This window comes from Streptomyces sp. NPDC002463 (assembly GCF_042889835.1).
In the GTDB taxonomy this organism is placed as follows: domain Bacteria; phylum Actinomycetota; class Actinomycetes; order Streptomycetales; family Streptomycetaceae; genus Streptomyces; species Streptomyces nymphaeiformis.
On sequence record NZ_JBIARL010000034.1, the window covers coordinates 20,833 to 40,016 of the forward strand.

The 19,184-nt window shown below is 73.0% G+C and carries 16 protein-coding genes; 8 read left to right on the plus strand and 8 right to left on the minus strand.

The genetic code is table 11. The features are described from left to right. Window positions 1-277: 277 nt before the first annotated feature. Window positions 278-2,263 carry an ABC transporter ATP-binding protein gene (locus ACFYX3_RS39235; protein ID WP_389024554.1) on the plus strand — a complete coding sequence of 662 codons (1,986 nt, stop codon included), beginning with the start codon at window positions 278-280 and terminating at the stop codon, window positions 2,261-2,263. On the opposite strand, the gene ACFYX3_RS39240 is transcribed toward ACFYX3_RS39235, so the two are convergent. After that, window positions 2,260-3,162, minus strand: a complete 903-nt coding sequence (locus tag ACFYX3_RS39240; RefSeq protein ID WP_389024557.1) for a hypothetical protein — start codon at window positions 3,160-3,162, stop codon at window positions 2,260-2,262. The genes ACFYX3_RS39235 and ACFYX3_RS39240 overlap by 4 nt on opposite strands. A gap of 125 nt (window positions 3,163-3,287) precedes the next feature. On the opposite strand from ACFYX3_RS39240, the gene ACFYX3_RS39245 reads away from it, so the two are divergent. The 5 genes from ACFYX3_RS39245 to ACFYX3_RS39265 all read left to right on the plus strand — a co-directional run bounded on the left by ACFYX3_RS39245 (window position 3,288) and on the right by ACFYX3_RS39265 (window position 10,130). Continuing rightward, window positions 3,288-4,457 (plus strand): CapA family protein, encoded by a 1,170-nt coding sequence (locus ACFYX3_RS39245; RefSeq protein WP_389024621.1) that lies wholly within the window; start codon window positions 3,288-3,290, stop codon window positions 4,455-4,457. A 186-nt stretch (window positions 4,458-4,643) separates the two neighbouring features. Then, complete coding sequence (locus ACFYX3_RS39250) at window positions 4,644-6,887, plus strand: HAMP domain-containing protein (RefSeq protein WP_389024560.1); 2,244 nt, start codon at window positions 4,644-4,646, stop codon at window positions 6,885-6,887. Window positions 6,888-6,894: 7 nt separating this feature from the next. Further along, a complete protein-coding gene (gene pgsB / locus ACFYX3_RS39255; RefSeq protein ID WP_389024563.1) occupies window positions 6,895-8,478 on the plus strand; it encodes a poly-gamma-glutamate synthase PgsB in 1,584 nt (527 codons plus the stop codon). A 51-nt stretch (window positions 8,479-8,529) separates the two neighbouring features. Further along, the gene (locus ACFYX3_RS39260) at window positions 8,530-9,015 is read left to right on the plus strand and encodes a poly-gamma-glutamate biosynthesis protein PgsC/CapC (RefSeq protein ID WP_184930657.1); all 486 of its coding nucleotides are present in this window, start codon (window positions 8,530-8,532) and stop codon (window positions 9,013-9,015) included. 44 nt (window positions 9,016-9,059) lie between these two features. Then, a complete protein-coding gene (locus tag ACFYX3_RS39265) occupies window positions 9,060-10,130 on the plus strand; it encodes a C40 family peptidase (protein WP_382656937.1) in 1,071 nt (356 codons plus the stop codon). Between the two features lie 11 nt (window positions 10,131-10,141). On the opposite strand, the gene ACFYX3_RS39270 is transcribed toward ACFYX3_RS39265, so the two are convergent. The 3 genes from ACFYX3_RS39270 to ACFYX3_RS39280 all read right to left on the minus strand — a co-directional run bounded on the left by ACFYX3_RS39270 (window position 10,142) and on the right by ACFYX3_RS39280 (window position 12,689). Next, window positions 10,142-10,867 (minus strand): hypothetical protein, encoded by a 726-nt coding sequence (locus tag ACFYX3_RS39270; protein ID WP_389024568.1) that lies wholly within the window; start codon window positions 10,865-10,867, stop codon window positions 10,142-10,144. Further along, a complete protein-coding gene (locus ACFYX3_RS39275; RefSeq protein ID WP_389024571.1) occupies window positions 10,864-11,571 on the minus strand; it encodes an HAD family hydrolase in 708 nt (235 codons plus the stop codon). Before ACFYX3_RS39275 ends, ACFYX3_RS39270 begins: the two co-directional genes overlap by 4 nt. Before the next feature lie 89 nt (window positions 11,572-11,660). Further along, the gene (locus ACFYX3_RS39280; RefSeq protein WP_389024574.1) at window positions 11,661-12,689 is read right to left on the minus strand and encodes a PucR family transcriptional regulator; all 1,029 of its coding nucleotides are present in this window, start codon (window positions 12,687-12,689) and stop codon (window positions 11,661-11,663) included. Window positions 12,690-12,806: 117 nt separating this feature from the next. Between ACFYX3_RS39280 and ACFYX3_RS39285 the strand changes: the two genes are divergently transcribed. Both ACFYX3_RS39285 and ACFYX3_RS39290 read left to right on the plus strand, forming a co-directional pair. After that, window positions 12,807-13,703, plus strand: coding sequence for an alpha/beta hydrolase (locus ACFYX3_RS39285; protein ID WP_389024577.1), 897 nt, complete (start codon window positions 12,807-12,809; stop codon window positions 13,701-13,703). A 47-nt stretch (window positions 13,704-13,750) separates the two neighbouring features. Then, a complete protein-coding gene (locus ACFYX3_RS39290; RefSeq protein ID WP_389024579.1) occupies window positions 13,751-14,890 on the plus strand; it encodes a serine hydrolase domain-containing protein in 1,140 nt (379 codons plus the stop codon). A 7-nt stretch (window positions 14,891-14,897) separates the two neighbouring features. Here the strand turns inward: ACFYX3_RS39290 and ACFYX3_RS39295 are convergent, their stop codons facing one another. From ACFYX3_RS39295 to ACFYX3_RS39310, 4 genes are all read right to left on the minus strand, one after another. Further along, the gene (locus ACFYX3_RS39295; protein ID WP_389024582.1) at window positions 14,898-16,283 is read right to left on the minus strand and encodes an aldehyde dehydrogenase family protein; all 1,386 of its coding nucleotides are present in this window, start codon (window positions 16,281-16,283) and stop codon (window positions 14,898-14,900) included. 118 nt (window positions 16,284-16,401) lie between these two features. Then, window positions 16,402-17,310: a dihydrodipicolinate synthase family protein gene (locus tag ACFYX3_RS39300; RefSeq protein WP_116163230.1), complete on the minus strand. Its 909-nt coding sequence runs from the start codon at window positions 17,308-17,310 to the stop codon at window positions 16,402-16,404. Window positions 17,311-17,397: 87 nt separating this feature from the next. Continuing rightward, window positions 17,398-18,867 (minus strand): FAD-dependent oxidoreductase, encoded by a 1,470-nt coding sequence (locus ACFYX3_RS39305; RefSeq protein ID WP_389024586.1) that lies wholly within the window; start codon window positions 18,865-18,867, stop codon window positions 17,398-17,400. After that, window positions 18,848-19,162 carry a (2Fe-2S)-binding protein gene (locus ACFYX3_RS39310; protein ID WP_367826841.1) on the minus strand — a complete coding sequence of 105 codons (315 nt, stop codon included), beginning with the start codon at window positions 19,160-19,162 and terminating at the stop codon, window positions 18,848-18,850. Before ACFYX3_RS39310 ends, ACFYX3_RS39305 begins: the two co-directional genes overlap by 20 nt. Between the last annotated feature and the right edge of the window lie 22 nt (window positions 19,163-19,184).

Here is a 19,184-nt window from a genome sequence, read left to right on the forward strand (position 1 = left end):
GGGAGGCCCTCCGTCGGCGTTTCGGCCACTCACCCGTGGGGGCGCGACCCGCGCGCCGCAAGGGTCGATGCACCCGGCACGAACGTGCATTCGTGCCGCCACGGGGTCCGCTCGGCGTCCGAAACACATGTGTTCGACCTGCCCGGCCTGCTCGTTGAGCTCTCCGACAGCCCAGCCACCTGCTCCCGGAGAGCGCCATGCACCCCCTTCCCCACCGCGTCGACACCCCTTCTCCCGTGGTCCCCCGCCGACCACGCCCGGACTCGCGGGGGGCGGCATGACATCCACCCCTGACGACACGGCCACCACAGCCCCGACGGAGACCGTCTCGGCCTCCGAGCGGCTGCTGTTCGGCGGTGAACTCGCCTATGACATGGGCTGGAGCCAGCACAGCGGGACCTGGGTGAAGCTCGGCATGTGGCGGATGGCCGCGAGCTTTCCCCGGCAGGTCGGGATCGCCGTGCGGCTGGCCCGGCAGGCCGACCCCCGCGCCCTGTACACCGTGGCGGCCGGCGAGATCGGCCGCGGTGTGGCGCAGGCCTACTCGCTGGTGGCGGTGAACGCGCTGCTGACCGAACTGCTGTCGTCGGGAATCCTGGTCGACCGGCTGCGGGCGGCTCTGCCGTCCCTGGTGCTCGTGTCGGTGCTCGCCGTGGTGTCCTCGCTGCTCAAGTCGGCGTCGACCGCCTCGACGGGGATCCTGGAGCCCAGGGTCCAACGGGTCGCCACCGAGCGGTACCTGGAACTCGTCGCCCGGGTGGAGATGGACGCGATCGAGGACGACGCCTTCCACAAACTGATGGACTCGGCACAGTGGGGCGCCAACGGGGCCATGAGGATGGTGGGGTACTGCACGGCCGTGGTCGCCTCGGCGATCTCCCTGATCGCCGCCGCGAGCGTGCTGACCGTCCTGCACGTGGCGCTGCTGCCGCTCCTCGTGGCGATGGCGCTGCCGAGCGCGTGGGGATCCCTGACGATGGCCAGGGCGCGGTACGAGAGCTGGCACCGGTTCGTCCAGCACGCGCGGGCGGCGCAGCTGATCAGCCGGCTCCTGATCGACCAGCAGGCGGCGGGCGAGGTCCGGGTCCACGACGTGGGGCCGTTCCTGCTCGAGCACTTCCGGGGCATGGCGGAGACCAGCGAGCGCGAACAGACCCGGCTCGCATGGGTGGGGGCTCGCACGGGCCTGTTCGCCGACGGTGCCCGTGGTGTGGCGACGGTGGCCGCGTACGCCGTCCTCGGGCTGCTCCTGTGGAAGGGACAGATGGAGCTCGCGGTCGGCGGTACGGCGGTCCTTGCGATCCGGGCCGGGTCGGCGAGCATCACCGACCTGGTGCTGAGGATCACCGACATCCAGGAGGAATCCCTCTTCGTCGCCGACCTGGAGCGGCTGTGCGCCGAGGCCGAGCGGCGGGCGATCCCGGAGGTCGGCCTCGACCTGCCGGAGGACTTCGACGCGATCCGCTTCGAGAAGGTCACCTTCTCCTACCAGGGTGCCGAGGAGCCGTCGCTGCGGGAGGTGGACCTCGTCATCCCCCGTGGCTCGACGGTGGCTCTGGTGGGGGCGAACGGGTCGGGCAAGACCACGGTGTCCAAGCTGCTGTGCGGCCTGCACATGCCTGCGGCCGGCCGGGTGATGTGGGGCGAGGTGGACGCCGCGGAGGCCTGCCGGACCCGGCTCTTCTCGCGGGTGGCGATGGTCGCCCAGAACTTCCAGCGGTGGCCGTTCACCGCCCGGGTGAACATCGGGATCGGCCGGCCCGGCGGGGCGATCGACGACGACGAGGTCGGCGCCGCGGCCGCGTACGCGGGGGCCGACGACGTGGTGGCGAGGCTGCCGCGCGGTCTGGACACGCTGCTGGCCCGCGGCTATCGCGGCGGCCAGGAGATCTCCGGCGGGCAGTGGCAGAAGATCGGGCTCGCGCGGGCGCGGTACCGGAACGGGCAGGTCCTGGTCGTCGACGAGCCGACCAGTGCCCTGGACCCGGTGGCCGAGCAGCGGGTCTTCGACCAGATCCACCGGCTCGCCGGCACGGGCCAGACCACCGTCCTGATCACCCACCGGCTGCACAGCGTCCGCCACGCGGACCTCATCTACGTGATGGAGCGGGGCCGGGTCGTCGAGCACGGCACGTTCGAACAGCTCATGGACCCGGCCCGGGGCACGGGGGCCTTCCGCGAGGCGTACGAGCTGCAGGCCCGCCAGTTCCTGGCGCCCACCGTTCCCGGTCAGACCGGACGCCCGGACACGGCCCCGTTCTAGCGTCCCGCGGGCGTGTCCGACCAGACGTCGAGGAGGTCGGTGAGAGCGGCCCGGGCCTGTGCGGCCTTCTTGCCGTCCTCGGCGCGGGCCGCCGGGGCGAGTTCGGCGTGGATGAAGGTGGCGTGGTGGCCCTCCGCCGACTTCCCCTGGACGTTCGTCGTGCCTTCCAGGGGGCAGCGGTCGGCCCAGCCCCGGCAGACGCGGAGGCCGCGCGTCTTCATGTGGGAGGCGAGGGCCGCGGCCTCTTCGGGTGCGGCCTGCGCGGCGCCGGTGGAGAGGATGGCGTCGTACGGACGGTCCGGGCCCTTGGCGAAGCCGTGCAGCTGAAGGCCCGGAACGCCGCGCTTCTGCAGTTCCGTGATGATCGCGTGGAAGGCGCTGTCGGTGCGGTGGGCGACGTCCGCCGCGTCTCCCCGGCCGGAGGTGCGGTGGGCTCCGGCGACGACGAGGGCGCCGCCCGTCGTCTTCTCCAGGAGCCGGGCGCCGAGGGACTCGGTGCCGCGGTCGGCCACCGGGTGCGGCACCTGGACGCTCCAGCGGACGGCGGAGTCGGCGCTGACGTACAGCCGCCCCCAGCCCGCCTCGGCCCCCGGCTTCCGGGCGGCGACCTCGTCGTAGCGGCGGTTGGTGGCGGCATCGGTGAGCCGGGTCACGTGGAAGCCGACGGAGGCGAAGGTCTCCTCGGCCTCGGCGTCCTCGCGGTCGAGGAGCTGACCGACGCCCAGGGCGAGGCGTTCCCGCTGAACCCTGCTGGGAGGCGTGTACGGCGCGCGGTCTGCGGCCTGCTTCGCGTACTCGACGATCCGGTCGTTCACGTTCACGAGCTCACGGGGGCCGCCATGTCCTGCCTGCTCGCTGTCGCGCGCCGCGTCATGGCATCCGACGAGAGTGAGCGCCATTGCGACGATAGTGAGGACATAAAGAAAAAGTGATGATCTCGTAACGCCCTGGGGATAGTCGATCTTGGGACTCATGTGAAGATCGGCTGGTGACATTCTGCGATTCTCTCCCCATAGGTCGTGCACTGGCAGTGACGGCGGCCCTCGCCGTGCTCACCGCCGGCTGTGCGTCCACGCCCACGGAGTCGCAGACCAAGCCCGGCGGCCGCTCGTTCACCGTCGCCGCCGCCGGAGATGTTCTCATCCACCCGGAGCTGGTGGAGCAGGCGGCCCGTGACGCGAAGAAGACGGGCAAGGGGAAGGACGGACTGGACTTCGGCCCGCTGATGGCCGGCGTGAAGCCGGTGATCAGCAAGGCCGACCTGGCCATCTGCCACATGGAGACGCCCGTGGGCTCCCCCCGGGGGCCCTGGGCGGGGTACCCGGAGTTCCTCGTGCCGCCGCAGATCCTCACGACCTTGAAGGACGTGGGCTACGACACCTGCTCGACGGCCTCGAACCACACCAACGACCACGGCCTGAAGGCCATCCGCGGCACCCTGAACGCGATGGACAGGGCGGGCCTCGGTCACACCGGTTCGGCCCGTACGCCCGAGGAGTCGCAGAAGATCAACATCCGTGAGGTCAAGGGCGTCAAGGTGGCGCACCTGGCCTTCTCGTGGGAGTCCTTCCTCAACCCCACGCCCGCGAAGGAACGCTGGTCGTTCAACCGGATCAACACGGACGAGATCAAGAAGGCCGAGAAGCAGGCCCGGGCGCAGGGCGCCGAGGTCGTGATCCTCTCGCTCCACTGGGGCCTCGAGCACTACAACGAGCCGAGCGTCCCCCAGGTGCAGCTCGCCGAGCGTCTCACCAAGGAGACGGGGATCAACCTGATCATCGGCCACCACGCGCACGTGGTGCAGCCGATCCAGAAGCTGAACGGCAAGTGGGTCGCCTTCAGCCTCGGCAACGAGGTCGCCCGGCACGGCTCCCCCACGGGACTGACCGAGGAGGGGGCCATCGGCTGGTTCGAGTTCCACGAGACGGAGACCGGCGGGTGGGACGTGCAGGCCCGCTACCGCACCACCCTGGTGGACATCCCGCCCGACGCCGAACCCGGCGAGAAGCTCCCCGACGGCGCCGTCACCGACCACCGGGTCGTCGACGTCCGGCACGTGCTCGACGCGCCGGGCGACCTGCCCCCGGACCGGCTCGCCCGCTACCGCCTCGCGGCCGAGCGGACGCGTGGCTTCCTCTTCAACCGGGGTGCTCCGGGGGGCGACGGCCTGGCCGAGCTCTCCCTGACGTACTGAGCCGTTACCCCGTCCGTTTCGTGCGTTCGTGACCGCGTCGCCGGGCCCGCGCCCGTGGCGGCCCCTCGTGTGCGGGGGCCGTGGGAACTGCGGTGGCCGTAGAACCAGGAAAGAGCAGCAGTGACATCGAGTAATGCCGCGTACCGCGTGCGAGGGGGACGGCGACGCAGCCGCAGGCGCGCGGACATGCCGCTCCTGGGCGGCATCCGTCCGCCGATCGCGGTCCTGTGCGTGCTGGTCCTCGCCCTGGCCGGCCTGACGGCGAAGGTGCTGGGCCCCGGCGACGACGCGGTCGTGTCGGAGGCGGTGCTGTCGTCCCAGAAGTACTTCGCGGAGGACGGGGCCATCGCGCTGCGTGCCTCGATCGACGAGCGGGTCACCGACCTCCAGCGAACCGCGACCGCGATCAGCGCGGGGCGCCCCGTGAAGCCCGAGCGGGTCCTCTCGGACCTGGGCCGGACCTACCAGAAGTGGACCGGCACCTCCGTGGTCGACCTGGAGAGCGGGGAGGTGCTCGCCGAGCGGGGCGAGGCGATTCCGCTGTCCTGGCTGGACAAGGACGTCCTCACCGGCAAGAAGGCCCTGACGCCCCGGATGGTCCGGCTCGAGACCGGCGACGTCCGCCTGATGACCATGGCCGTACTGGACTGGTCCGACCGGCCGCAGCAACTGCTGCTCGCGTCGAGCAGTCTCTCCGTGCCGGCCATCAACCTCGGCCCGTTCCGCACCATGGCCGTGGTCGCGAGGGGCGGCGAGGTCCTCGGCACGGCCGGCTTCGAGCAGGCCGAGGCGCTCAACTCCGACCAGGAGCGCCAGGAGCTCTCCTTCCTCCACAAGCAGATGACCCGGCTGGCCGACCAGGCCGCGGTGCGCACCGAAGAGCACCCCGTCCGCGCGAAGGAACCCGGCTCCCGGGGCTACCCCGGCGTCAGCGGCACCCTCCTGGGCGGCCGGTACAACGGCCGCATCGCGACCGCCGGCTACGCCTCGCTCGCCTCCGCCAACCCCGACGAGAAGCCGAGCCAGGCCGCCGGCCTCGGTCTCACGGTCGTGGCCCTGCTTCCCGTCGTCGAGCAGAAGACCGCCGACCAGGGCCGCCAGCTGTACGGCCTCGCGGCCGCGGGCGTCCTCGTCCTGCTCGGGCTGCTCGCGGTCACCGTCCTCTGGGCGACCGTGCAGCGGCCGCTGCTGCGTCTGTTCCTGGAGTCGCGCCGGCTCGCCCGCGGCGATCTGACCCGGCCGGTCTCCGTGCCCCGCTGGGGGGAGGCCGCCCGCATCGGCGCCGCCCTCGAACGGCTGCGCCGGCAGCTCGCCGGTGACGGCACGGACTCCGACGACGCCCCGCGCCGACGGGTCCGGGTCGGCGGACGCGGCCCGCTCGTGGTCACTGCCGTGCTGCTGCTCGTCTGGTGCGTGCCCGTCGGCCTCCTCCTGAACCGTACGGACGACTCGGTCAGCGTGCCCGCCACCATGGTCAACGACCAGCGCGACCGCACCGACCTGATCGCCGACCGCCTGCGCAGGGCGCTCAACGAGGCCCAGGCCGACGTCGTCTCCACCTCCCGCCTGATCGGCGAGGAGAACCACGAGGACACCGGCCGGATCCTCGAGGAGGCCCTCCTCAAGCACCCCCGCTACCAGGCCCTGTACGTCGTCGACGCCGAGGGCGGCATCACCGCCCGGGCGGGCACCGAGCCCCACGACTGGACCCGTGGCGAGGACCTGCCGCTGGTCCGCGTCTCCGGTGAGGGCGGCAAGGAGCCGATCGTCCAGGCCGGCGCACCGCTGCCGGACCACGAGGACGGCACTCTGGTCGGCGAGATCCGGGTGGAGTTCCTCAACTCGCTGCTCGCCCGGCCCGGTCTCGGGGACGTCCGTGTGGTGGACTCCGAAGCACGGACCATCGCCGCCGGCAACGGCTTCCTGGCGTTCGAGAAGCTCCCCGACGGCGCCCTGACCGACCTCGTCCGGGCCGCCGGCCTGCCGGTCGGCGCGGGCCCCGTCGAGAACGGCCTGCTCATCCGGGAGGGCAGCGGCGTCACCGTCGCCGCGGCCGCCCCGTTCTCCGGCGGCGGCGTCACGGCCGACATCGGCTGGACCGTCGTCAGCGAGCAGGACGCCTCCCGCTTCCAGATCGCCCCGTACGAGCGCGAGGACCGCAGCGTGCTCGCCGGAATGCTGGGCCTCGCCGCGATCATCTTCTGCCTCGGCTGGGTCTATCTGGTGGTCGTGCGGCCGCTGCGCGCCCTCGCCGGCAGTGCCGAGAAGCTCGTGGACGGCGACCTCAAGACCGTGCTGTACCCCGTTTACCAGGACGAGGTGGGCGCCGTCGTCCGCAGCCTCGAACTGCTGCGCCAGCAGGCGCAGGCCCTCAGACACAACCAGGCGCGCCGGTCCGCGGAGACCGGGCCCGGCGTCGGCGGAAGGTGACAAGGCCGTGCTCTACCTCTACTTCGTCCTGCTGATCAGCGGGGTTCTCCTGCTGATCGCGGGCATCGTGGAACAGCGCAGGCACTACGCCGCCCTCCACACGATCCCGACCCGGGTGCTCGTCAACGGCATCCGGGGCAAGTCCTCCATCACCCGGCTGTGCGCCGGAGCCCTGCGCGGCGGCGGCCTCGTGACGGTCGCGAAGACGACGGGCACGGCGGCGCGCTTCATCCACCCCGACGCGACCGAGGAGCCGGTCTACCGGAAGTTCGGCATCGCCAACGTGGTGGAGCAGATCGGCATCGTCCGCCGGGCCGCCACCTACCGGCCGCACGCCCTGGTCATCGAGTGCATGGCGGTCATGCCCGCCCTGCAGGAGGTCAACCAGAGCAAGCTGATCCGCTCCACGATCGGCGTCCTGTGCAACGTGCGCGAGGACCACCTCGCCGAGATGGGCCCGACCCTGGACGACGTGGCCCGCTCGCTGTGCCGCTCGATGCCGGAGGACGGCATCTGCGTGACCGCGGAGAAGGAGCGGTTCCACATCCTCCAGGAGGAGGCGGACGCCCGGAACTGCCGGCTCGTCTACGCCGACCCCGATTCGGTCAGCGACGCCGAGCTGCGCGGCTTCAGCTGGTTCACCTTCAAGGAGAACGTCGCGATCGCCCTGGCCGTCGCGGAGCTCCTCGGCATCGACCGGCAGGTCGCGCTGCAGGGCATGTACGACGCGCCGCCGGACCCGGGTGTCCTGTCCGTGGAGCGCTACGTCACGCCCGACAACCGGCGGCTCGCCTTCGCGAACGTGTTCGCGGCGAACGACCCCGAGTCGACCCTGATGAACGTCAACCAGCTGCTCGACCTCGGCGCCATCAGCCGCCCCCTGAACGTCGTGATCAACTGCCGTCCCGACCGCGTCGAACGCAACGGGCAGATGGGCGAGATCGTCCCCGACCTGCAGCCGGACAACGTGTTCGTCATCGGCCACCCCTCGAAGAGCGCCATCGACGCCATCCCCGCCGAGTGGCGGGACCGGGCGATCGACCTCGGCGGCGACCGGCGGCCGGCCGAGGACTTCATGCCCGCGCTGCTCGGCCGGATGCCCGACGGGTCCTCGCTCGTCGCCATCGGCAACATCCACGGCCAGGGCGAGGAGCTGCTCGAGTACCTCGCCGAACTCCCGGCCGACGAGAGCGCCGACCCCCGCGCGGACCACGGCACCGTCCACGAGGCCGACCACGGCGCCCACGACGGCGCTTACGACGACGCTTACGACGACTCCTACGCCGTCGCCGACGAGACCGGTCCGTACGCGGCTCCGGCGGGGTACGGATACGGCCGGCCGCAGCGCCTGGACCCGTACGCCACGTACCCGGCGGCCTACGAGGAGCGGTACCAGGCCTCACAGACCCAGGAGATCCCCATGGTGCGGATCCCCCTCCAGCCGGTCGACGAGCACCCCGGTCCCGTGGTGCTGACGGCCCGTCGCGGTCCCGACGACGGGTGGTCCGTCCCCGAGCCCGAGGAGTCGTTCGGCTGGTTCCACCAGCCTCCGCAGCAGGACGACGGGGAGCGGACCCATCCGCAGCCCTGACCCGACGCCGCCCATCCGCCTCACCACCCGTAACCGCGCCCGGAGCCCCCGTTGACCACCGCCGCCCTGACCCCCGAGATGGCCGCCCTGGGCATCGCCATCGGTCTGCTGTTCTCCCTGCTGTGCTACCTCACCACCAACCTCTCCCCCGGCGGGATGATCACCCCGGGCTGGATCGCCCTCACCCTCATCGAGGACCTCCAGCGCGCGGCCATGGTCGTGGGCGTCACCGCCCTGACGTACGCGGGCACCAAGCTCATGCAGCGGCTCGTGATCCTGTACGGCAAGCGGCTGTTCGCCGCGGTGGTCCTCCTCGGGGTGCTGCTCCAGGCCACGGTGATGATCGTCCTGTCGATCGAGTTCCCGCTGATGTACGGCAACCAGACCCTCGGGTTCATCGTCCCCGGCCTCATCGCCTACCAGCTCGTCCGCCAGCCCAAGGGGCCCACGCTCCTCGCGACGGCCTCCGTCTCGATGCTGGCCTACATCGTCGTCGCCGCCGGCCTGCTGCTCGGCGTCATGCCCGCCGCCGCCTGAGAACCGTCGTCGGCGAACCGCCGCCTGAGAATCTAGGAAGAACCATGGCAGGGAAGAAGAAGTCACGCACGCTCCTCTCGGGCCTCGCGGTACTCGGGCTCGTCGCGACCTCGGGCTACCTCACCGTGGAGCTGCGCAAGCAGGACGACCAGGGCGTCACCGAGGTGCGCAACGTCGGCGTGCTCAACGGGACCAAGCCCAGGACCGAGGCCACGGGCGGGGAGCGCTGGTCCCGCCTGGAGAACCCCGCGCGCAGCGTGCTCCGCGGCGCCGACGGCCAGGTGGCGGCGGTCCTGACGGACGGCGCGCGCACCGCGAAGCTCACGGGCCCGGCCCGTACCTTCGCCGAGCCGACCTCCACGGCGTCGAAGGTCTCCACGACCGACTGGATCCGTCTCATGCCGAAGCCCTGGGCCAAGGGCGCGGAGAACGAGAAGTGGTTCAAGGACTGGTACGCGGAGAACGCGGACAGCAAGGAGGACGACGTCTTCGCGTTCGCCTTCCAGTACGTGGCGGGGGCGCCGCAGCGCAAGGACGAGCAGGGCCAGGTCATCGCGGGCGACGCGAACTTCGGGCCGCTGAACACCACCGGGGCCGAGGGCGGCGACCTCCGCCTGGAGCAGTCCGACTTCTACGACTACCTCGGTGTCCGCTACCCCTTCCGGGACGGCTCCGTCGGTACGCCCGAGGCCATGCGGGTCCGGTCCCTCGACTGCTCCGGCTTCATGCGCATGGTCCTCGGCTACCGTGCCCGCTACCCGCTGATGTCCTCGGACAAGTCCGGCGACGGCCTGCCCCGCACGGCGAACGGCATGGCCCGCTCCGACCGGGGTGTGGACATCCTGCCGCTGACCGGCATCGCCGCCGAGAACCGCCCCTCCACGATCGACCAGCTCCAGCCGGGCGACCTCGTCTTCTTCAAGCTCGACACGCGCACCGCGCAGCGGCTCGACCACGTCGGCATGGTCCTCGGGTACGACACAGAGGGGCACCTGATCTTCGTGTCCAGCCGCGAGGAGGTCAACGGGCCCACCATCGGTGACATCGGCGGTGTCTCCCGCCTCGACGGCAACGGCTACTACGCCAAGACGCTCCGCAGCGCGAAGCGCCTCTGACGCGGGAAGGGCTACCGCCCGCGCATCAGCTCCAGGTCGTCGCCCCACGCGTCGAGCACCGCGCCGTGTCCGTGCTGCCGGGCGACGGCCTCGACCTGGGCGAAGAGCCTGCGCTGGGCGGAGGCGTCGCCGGATTCCGCGATGCGCCCCAGGGCGTCGAGCAGGGTGCCGGTGTCCCAGCCGGGCAGCGGGTACCGGGCGAGCTCCCACTCCAGGTACTTGTTGTAAGGGCGGGGGCGGCGGTCGAGCGCGAAGAGCAGTTCGAGCAGGTGGCCGAGGCCGTCGGTGGCGTCGAGCCGGGCCGCGAGCCCGAGTCCGTCCCGGTCGTTCTTGAGGGAGCGGTAGAGGGAGTTGGCGTACGCGTCGAGCCACTCGGCGGCGGCGCGGGAGGCTTCGTCGGCGGTGAGCCGGGCCTTGGCCGCCAGGATCCGGGCGATGCCGCCGTCGAGCCGGTCGAGCACGACCCGGGCGCGGGCGAGGGCGTAGCGCTCGAAGCCCGGCATTCCGACGGACCGGAACGCGTCCAGGGTGAGCATCACGAGGTCGAGCTCGTGGCTGCGGTGCCCCGCGAACCGGGTGAGGTCGGTCGGTGCGCCGTCGGCGAGGACGACGTACAGGTCGTGGTCGGAGTGCCGGGTGGTCATGCCCTCGTGGGCCCGGGACCCCTTGAGGACCAGGCCGACGACGGCCGCGTCGGCGGAGGCGATCTCGACGAACGACTCGTAGGTGAGGGTCATCGGGAGGCTCCCGCGCCGGCGGCGAGCCCGCAGGCTCCGAGCACCAGGTGCAGCCGTTCCTCGGTGGTGTCGGTCAGGGGTGGCAGGAGGAGGGTCGCCAGGCCGGCTTCGACGCCTCCGCAGTCGTGGCCGGAGCGGTCGCCGACCATCAGGGCCTCGTCGGGGCTCACCCCGAGCCCGTCCAGGGCCACGCCGAAGAAGGCGGGGTCGGGCTTGCACAGGCCGTGCTCGAACGACAGGGCGTAGGCGTCGACGTGGGTGTCCAGGCCGGCGTTCACGAAGGCGGGCCGGATGTCGACGTGGATGTCGCTGATGACGGCCACCTTCAGGCCGGCGGCATCGAGCGCCGCCAGGGTGGGTGCGACGTCCGTCGCGAACGGGTTGCCGACGGGGTCGGAGAGGGTCGCGTAGAGCGCGTCGGCGAGGGCCGGTTCGATCCCTGCGGCCCGGACCCACCCGTCGTAGCCGTCGCGGTGCGCGTCGGCCGAGACGTCGGACCAGCCGCGCGCCACCTCCGGCAGCCGGCCCGCCTCGCTCAGGGCCTCGCTGATCCGCCGTATCTCCGCATCAGGGGCGTCGCGGCCGAGGCCGAGCAGGGTGCGTTCGATCCAGTGGGCGCCTTTCGGTCTCCCGGCGATCGGGCCCCACTTGGGGACCACGAGTGTCCCGACCCAGTCGAACAGCACGGCTTTGAAGTAGGGCATGTCTCCCTCGAGAGCGGCCGGTTCTTGATCGCGGGCAGCCTTTCAGCCCCGTCCGGTGGCGTCAACGAACCCGCTCCCGCCGGGCCTGCTCAGCTGTGGAGCAGGCGCCAGGTGGTGAGGGCGAGCCGGGCGCGGGTGAGGCCCGTGGGGGCGGTGAGGTCCAGGGTGAGGGCCTTGCCGATGTGGTCGAGGCGGCGGGCGATGCTGCTGTGGTGAAGGTGAAGGGCCTCGGCCGCACGGCGGACGGAGGCGGTGGCGCAGTAGGTGTCCAGGGTCTCCAGGTCCTCCGGGGTCAGGCGGTCGATCGCGGTCACGTCGGGGTTGTCCCGTGCGGCCTCCTCGGGGATGTCCGCCAGGAGGGCGAGCGCGCCCAGGTCGGTGTGGTGGACGACGGGTTCGCGCGGGGTGGTGAAGCGGAGGGCCGTGCGGGCCTGGCGCCAGGAGCGGTCGGGGCTGTCGCCGGCGCCGACGCCCGCCCGTACGCCTGGCGGGAAGGCCGTACGGTCCAGGGTCGTGGCCAGGATGACGCCCACGTCGGCGAGCGGGGCCGCCTTCACCGGCCGGGCCGGGCACACCAGCGCGCCGACCCGGTCGAGCGGGAGGCTCGTGCGGACGGCGGCGACGTGGACGGGGAGGTCGGGGGCGAAGCCCAGGAGGCGCAGCGCCCGGGCCCGGGCGGCGTCGTCGCTGTCGCAGCTGACGGCCAGTTCGACGAGGGCGGGGTCGGCCATGGTGGTGCGGGCCGGCCCGTAGCGCTCGGCGGCGGCCGCGGCGGCGAGGGCGAAGCGGTCGAGGAGGACCTCGTCGAGCGGGTTGGGCGGTCCCGGGCGCTCCAGCCAGACCGTGCCGATCTCCTCCTCGTCGAGGATGATCGGCGCCTCCGTGGACGCGGGCGCCGGCGGCGTGGCCGCCTCCGTGCCGTGGGGCGAGACGCGGGTCGCGCGGCCGGTGCCGTGGAGCCGTGTCCCGGCGACGCACTCGGCCAGGCCCGCCGAGGCGCGGGCGAGTGCCGGGAGGTCGACCCTGCGGCGCATCAGGGTGTCGTAGAACGCGACGATGCGCATCGCGCCGTCGACGTACGGATCGAGTCCCGAGAGCCGTACGGCCAGTGCCTCCATGGCTGAAGGATCGCAGACGGGCCGAGGTGCCGGGCGCGCCGTTCGGCGCGTGTTCGGGGCGGGATGCGCGACGGATGGCGGGTGACCCGTCAGGGGCCCGCGCGCAGGATGTTCGGCATGGATCCCGAACTCGAAGCCTTCATCCCCTTCTTCCCGCAGACCGACCTGGCCGACCCGGTGGCCGCCCGCGCGTACTTCGCCGGTCTCGCGGCCGCCGTGCCGGCGCCCGACACCGCGGAGTTGGAGGTCGAGGACGTGCTGGTGCCCGCCGATCCGGACGTGCCGGTACGGATCTACCGGCCGCGCGGGGCGCAGGGTGCCGTGGTCTGGCTGCACGGCGGCGGATACGTCATGGGGAACGTGGACACCGAGCACCCGTGGGCCGCCCGCGTCGCGGAGAGCTCCGGCGCGGTGGTGGTCTCGGTCGGTTACCGGCTGGCCCCCGAGCACCCGTTTCCCGCCGCCCTGGACGACGCTTACGCCGTACTGGAGTGGACGGCCGGGCACGCGGCCGAGCTCGGCATCGACCCGGCGCGCATCGCGGTCGGGGGCCACAGCGCCGGCGGTGGTCTGGCGGCCGGGGTGGCGCTGCGGGCGCGTGACGAGCAGGGTCCGCCGATCCGTTTCCAGCTCCTCAACCAGGCGGGGCTCGACGACCGGCTCGAGACGTGGTCGGCGCGGAACTTCACCGACACGCCCTGGTACCACCGGGGCAAGGCGACCGCCGCGTGGGGCCACTACCTGGGCTCCCGGCCCGCCACGCCGTACGCCGCTCCCGCGCGGGCCGCCGATCTGTCCGGCCTGCCGCCGGCGTACGTCGCCTCCGCCGAACTCTGCCCGAACCGCGACGAGGACATCGCCTACGCCGTCCGGCTGCTCCAGGCGGGCGTGTCCGTCGAGCTCCACCAGTGGCCCGGGACGTTCCACGGGTCTCAGGCGATCCTCTCCGCCGAGGTCTCGCAGCGGCAGAACGCCGAACTCGGCGCGGTTCTGCGCCGCGCCCTCGCCGACTGAACCCTCACCCTCCGAAGGACAGGACTGATGTCATGACCATCCGAACCGTGAGCACGTCCACGGGCCTCGACCCCGCCGCCCTGCAGTCTGCTCTGGACGCCGTCCACCACGCGGGAGTTCCCGGCGTGTTCGCCGAGGTACGGGACGACGGCCGGACCTGGCGCGGCGCCTCGGGCGTCGCCGACGTCGACACCGGCCGCCCCGTCACCGCCGACATGCGGCACCGCGTCGGCAGCGTCACCAAGACCTTCACCGCCGCCGCCGTGATGCAGCAGGTCGAGCAGGGGCGGATCGGACTCGACACGCCGATCGGGGACCATCTGCCGGAGCTCGTGCCCGGCGAGCGCGGCGAGCGGATCACGGTGCGGATGCTGCTCGACAACACGAGCGGCATCCCCGACTACCTCACCTACGCCTTTCCGTCGCTCCGCGGGTTCCCCACCCGTCTGGACGTCTCGACGCAGAGCATCGACGACAACCGGTTCCGTACGTGGCGTCCCGCCGAGCTGATCGAGCTCGGGCTCTCGGCACCTCCCACCGGCGAGCCCGGCGGACCCGTGGGTGTGTACTCGAACGTCAACTGGCTGCTTCTCGGCGAGCTCCTGGAGCACCTGACGGGGATGCCGGCCGAGGAGTGCATCACCCGGAACGTCATCGAACGCGCGGGGCTCCGGCACACCGGGTTCCCGAAGGGGACGCGCGTCGAGGGACCGCACTCGCTGCTCTACGAGGCGTTCTACGGTCTGATCGACCCGCCGCGTGACTACAGCGTCTACGACATGTCCTGGGTGGGGGTGGCGGCCGGTCTCGTGTCGACGACGGAGGACCTCAACCGTTTCTACGCCGAGCTGTTCGCGGGCCGGATCGTCGGCCCGGAGTCGCTCGCGGAGATGCAGCGTACGATCCCGGCCACCGCCCTGGACGGGTCGCCGATCCAGTACGGTCTCGGGCTGCACAAGGTCGAGACCCCCCGCGGCACCTTCTGGGGGCACGACGGCACCGTCTGGGGAGCGGGTGCCATCTCCCTGACCAGCGCCGACGGCAGGCGTCAGATGTCCGTGGCGATCAACCTCATCCGGTGGAACAGGCCGGACGCCTCCGGGCGGCCGCAGCCCCACCCCATCGACGGCGCCGTCAAGGCGCTGTACCGGGAGGCGTTGTGCGGCGGGGCCGCCACGGCGTCGTGAGACGAGGTCATGCCCCCTGGCCGGCCGGGGCCACGGTGTACGTCCGGCCCGAGGTGTAGAACTCGAGGCCTGCCCTGCCCTGTTCGCGGGGTCCGTGGCTGGAGGCCTTGGTGCCGCCGAACGGCAGGTGGAAGTCGACTCCGGTGGAGGGGGCGTTGAGCCGGATCATCCCGGTGTCGAGCTGGTCGAGGCCGTTCAGGGCGGTGTTCAGGTCGGCCGTGTGGACCGAGGTCACCAGGCCGTACGGGACGGAGTTGGCGATCCGGATCGCGTGGGCGACGTCGTCGGCGGCGAGCAGGGAGGCGACCGGGCCGAAGACCTCCTCGCGAAGGAGCCGGTGTCCGGGGGCGACCTTCTCGACCAGCGTGGGGGCGCCGTACCAGCCGGGCCTGTCGAGTGCGGTGCCGCCGGCGAGCGTGGTGAGCCCCTGGCAGGCCTCGACCACCTTGTCGCGGGCGGCCTCGTGGATGAGCGGTCCGCACACGGTGGCCGGGTCGGCGGGGTCGCCGACCGGAAGGGCCCGCAGCGCTTCGGAGAGCGCCTCGCGCAGCGGGTCGAGGGCGGCGCCGACGGCGATGACGCGGCTGGTGGCGGTGCATTTCTGGCCCGCGAACCCCGCGATGGCGGCGGCGATGTGGTCCGCCGCCTGCTCCATGTCCGCGTCGGGCAGCACGAGGGCCGCGTTGAGGCCGCCCATCTCGGCCTGTGCCGGGATGCCCCGGGCGGTCGCGGCCCTGGCCACGGCCTGGCCGACGGGGGTGGAGCCGGTGAAGGAGACGACGTCGGCGGACGAGACGAGCGCGTTGCCTTCGGTGGCGCCGCCGGGAAGGACGGTGAACACCGCTTCCGACACGGCCTCTTGCACGATCTCGGCCAGGCGCTGGGCACAGGCCGTGGCCTCGGGGGCGGGCTTGAGGACGACCGTGTTGCCGGCCGCGAGGGCGGGCGCGGCCTTCCAGGTCGGGATGGCGAAGGGGAAGTTCCAGGGGGTGATGAGTCCGGCGACGCCGTGCGGGCGGCGCCGGGTCAGGAGCAGTCCGCCGCCCGCCGAGGTCTCGTGGACCTCGCCGGTGGGCTGGAAGGGGGCCTGCGCGTAGTAGCGCCAGATCGCGGCGGCGCGGGCCACTTCGGCCCTGGCCTCGGAGAGCGGCTTGCCGACCTCGCGGACGGCGAGCTCGGCGAGTTCGCCGGCCGCGGCTTCGACGGCGGTGGCGACCGCGCCCAGGGCGGCCGAGCGCGCGGCGGCTCCGGCCCGCAGCCAGCCGGGCTGCGCGGCGCGGGCTCGTTCGACGGTGTCGACGGCCGCGAAGGCTCCGGGCGCGGGGATCCGCAGGAGCACGTCGGTCGGATCGGCCGGGTTGCGGGAGATGAGGGTGGGAAGGACGTCGGTCATGGGAGGAGGCCTCCGGGGAAGGGGTCGCCTGGAGTGAGGATCGGGTCGGGGCGCGCGACCGCCGACGGCAGCCGTCGGCGGCGGGGCGTCGACGGTGGGGCGTCCGCCGTGGCGCGGGTCAGCGGTGGCCGTCGGCCACGGCCTTCTCCGTGGCGGTCCGGACCGCGGCCTCGACGGCGCCGGTGAGCGGGTGGCGCGGCGGACGGGTGGGGCCGCCGGGGCGGCCGGCGATGTCCATGGAGAGCTTGATGGACTGGACGAACTCCGTCTTCGAGTCCCAGCGCAGCAGCGAGTGCAGCGACTTGTAGAGCGGGAGGGCGGTGTCCAGGTCGCCCGCGACGGCGGCGCGGTACAGCGTGGCGCAGCTCGCGGGGAAGGCGTTGGGGTAGCCGGCGATCCATCCGACGGCGCCCGCGACGGCCAGCTCCAGGAGGACGTCGTCGGCGCCGATCAGCAGATCGAGTTCCGGAGCGAGTTCGGCGATCTCGTACGCCCGGCGGACGTCGCCGCTGAACTCCTTGACCGCGACGATGCTGCCGTCGCCGTGCAGCCGTGCGAGCAGGTCGGGGGTGAGGTCGACCTTGGTGTCGAAGGGGTTGTTGTAGGCGACGACGGGGATCCCGACCCGGGCCACCTCGGTGTAGTGGGCGCGGACGGCAGCCGCGTCGGCGCGGTAGGTGTTGGGCGGCAGGAGGAGGACCGAGCCGCAGCCGGCCTCGGCGGCCTGTTCGGCCCAGCGGCGGGACTGGGCACTGCCGTAGGCGGCGACGCCGGGCATGACGCGCGCGCCGTCCCCGGCGGCTTCGACGGCGGTACGGACGACCTGGGCGCGTTCCTGGTCGGTGAGGGTCTGGTACTCGCCGAGGGAGCCGTTGGGGACGACCCCGTCGCAGCCGTTGGCGATCAGCCAGGCGACGTGCTCGGCGTAGGCGTCGTGGTCGACGGAGAGGTCCTCGCGGAAGGGGAGGGTGGTGGCGACCATGATGCCCCGCCAGGGCCGGTCGGTGTTCCAGGTGGTGGCGGTCATGCCGATGACCTTTCTGTGGTGTGTGACATTTTACAAAGGGGTGAAGAAGGTTCGGAGAGGAGAGGCCCGAGCGGGCCCCTCCGCGCGCTATGAAGCCTCGGGGCCCGGATCGGCCGCGTCCTCGTCGAGCGACGCGAGCGTCGAGAGCCGGACCGGTACGGCGAACGGGCGGCGTTCGGCGGGTGGTTCGGCCGTGCCGCCGCGGGCGGCGAGGCAGGCGACGGCCGTCCCGCACATCCGGCCCTGACACCAGCCCATGCCGGCCCGGGTGAGGAGCTTGACGGTGCGCGCGTCCCGCGCGCCGAGCTCGGCGACCGCCTCGCGGATGCGCCCGGCACCGACCTCCTCGCAGCGGCACACGTCCGTGTCGTCGGCGAGCCAGTCCTGCCAGCCGGCTCCCGGGGCGTGGGCCGCGGACATCACGTCGGCGAAGGCGCGCATCCGGTCCCGCCGCCGCCGGAGTCCGGCGATCCGCCCGTGGCCCGCACGGCGACCGAGGAGCCGTGCGGCGATCGCCCGGGCGGCCAACTCGCCTTCCGTACGGGCGAGTCCGGCACCGCCGACCCCCCCGGTCTCGCCCGCCGCCCACAGGCCGGGCTCCGAGGTCTCCTGGAGGTCGTCCAGGGCGAGGCCCAGCGTTCCGTCGGGGAGCCGTCGGGTGGCGCAGCCGAGGGTCGTGGCCAGCTCGATCTGCGGGACGAGGCCGTGGCCGACGGCCAGGGCGTCGCAGGCGATCCGGCGAGCGGTCCCCGGCACGGGCCGCCAGTCGGCGTCGAGGCGGCTGACCGTGACGGCCTCCACGCGGTCGGTGCCGTGCACCTCGGTGACCGCGCTGCGCAGGCGGACGGGTACGCGATGGCGGAGCAGGGCGGTTCCGTGCAGCAGGGCTTCGGCCGCCTTCGCCGGGTTGGCCAGGAGCGCCCGGGGGCTGCGGGCGTACCGGAGGTACCCGGCGGCCTCGACCACGGCCGGCACCTGGGCGCCGGCGGCGGCGAGGGAGGAGGCGACGGCGAGCAGAAGAGGGCCGCTGCCGGCCACGACGATGCGCCGGCCCGGCAGCACGAGGCCGGACTTGAGCATCGCCTGCGCTCCCCCGGCGCCCACGACACCGGGCAGGGTCCAGCCGGGGAAGGGCAGTTGGCGTTCGTACGCGCCGGTGGCGAGCAGCAGTGCCCTGGCCCGGATCCGCGCGGGCCGCTCCGAGGTCCCGTCGGCTCCGGTGACCGCGTGCACGGTCCAGGTGCCGTCGTCCTCCCGCACCGTGGACCACACGTGGTGTCCGGCGAGGTGCGTGACGTCGCTCGCGGCGAGGCGCCGGCGGAGGTCGGAGTAGGCCGACCAGTCGTGGTGCAGGGCCTCGGGCCGTACGGCGCCCAGGGCGGGCGCCGGGTGCCGGTAGAACTGGCCGCCGGTCTGGGCGGAGGTGTCCAGGAGGGCGACGGCGAGGCCGAGTTCGGCGGCCGTGACGGCGCCGGCGAGTCCCGCGGAGCCCGCTCCGACGACCGCAAGGTCGTACGGTTCGCGCCGCGCCCGCGGCTCAGACGGCGAGGCGGTCATGGCCGTGTCCCTCCTGGGTGGTGATCGCGTCGCCGGGGCGGGCCGGGACCAGGCAGGCGCGCCGGTTGGGTTCGCCGTTGACGGTGGCGAGGCAGTCGTAGCACTGGCCGATGCCGCAGAAGGCGCCGCGCGGCCGGCCGCCGTCCCGGGTGGTGCGCCAGGCCAGGATGCCGGCGCCCCAGAGGGCGGCGGCGACGGTCTGGCCCGGCAGGGCGGTGACGCGACGGCCGTCGAAGGTGATCTCGAACGGCGGATCGGGCTGTGCGCCGACGAGGTCGGCGGGGGTGCGGGCCACGGGCCCTCCTCTCGTGACGGTG

Bases quoted from the DNA above. Each gene is read 5' to 3' on its own strand.
- ACFYX3_RS39295 (WP_389024582.1), bottom strand. From the start codon at position 16,283: ATGACCGACGTCCTTCCCACCCTCATCTCCCGCAACCCGGCCGATCCG.
- ACFYX3_RS39275 (WP_389024571.1), bottom strand. From the start codon at position 11,571: ATGCCCTACTTCAAAGCCGTGCTGTTCGACTGGGTCGGGACACTCGTG.
- ACFYX3_RS39305 (WP_389024586.1), bottom strand. From the start codon at position 18,867: ATGACCGCCTCGCCGTCTGAGCCGCGGGCGCGGCGCGAACCGTACGAC.
- ACFYX3_RS39240 (WP_389024557.1), bottom strand. From the start codon at position 3,162: ATGGCGCTCACTCTCGTCGGATGCCATGACGCGGCGCGCGACAGCGAG.
- ACFYX3_RS39235 (WP_389024554.1), top strand. From the start codon at position 278: ATGACATCCACCCCTGACGACACGGCCACCACAGCCCCGACGGAGACC.
- ACFYX3_RS39270 (WP_389024568.1), bottom strand. From the start codon at position 10,867: ATGACCCTCACCTACGAGTCGTTCGTCGAGATCGCCTCCGCCGACGCG.
- ACFYX3_RS39280 (WP_389024574.1), bottom strand. From the start codon at position 12,689: ATGGAGGCACTGGCCGTACGGCTCTCGGGACTCGATCCGTACGTCGAC.
- ACFYX3_RS39250 (WP_389024560.1), top strand. From the start codon at position 4,644: ATGCCGCTCCTGGGCGGCATCCGTCCGCCGATCGCGGTCCTGTGCGTG.
- ACFYX3_RS39300 (WP_116163230.1), bottom strand. From the start codon at position 17,310: ATGACCGCCACCACCTGGAACACCGACCGGCCCTGGCGGGGCATCATG.
- ACFYX3_RS39285 (WP_389024577.1), top strand. From the start codon at position 12,807: ATGGATCCCGAACTCGAAGCCTTCATCCCCTTCTTCCCGCAGACCGAC.
- ACFYX3_RS39265 (WP_382656937.1), top strand. From the start codon at position 9,060: ATGGCAGGGAAGAAGAAGTCACGCACGCTCCTCTCGGGCCTCGCGGTA.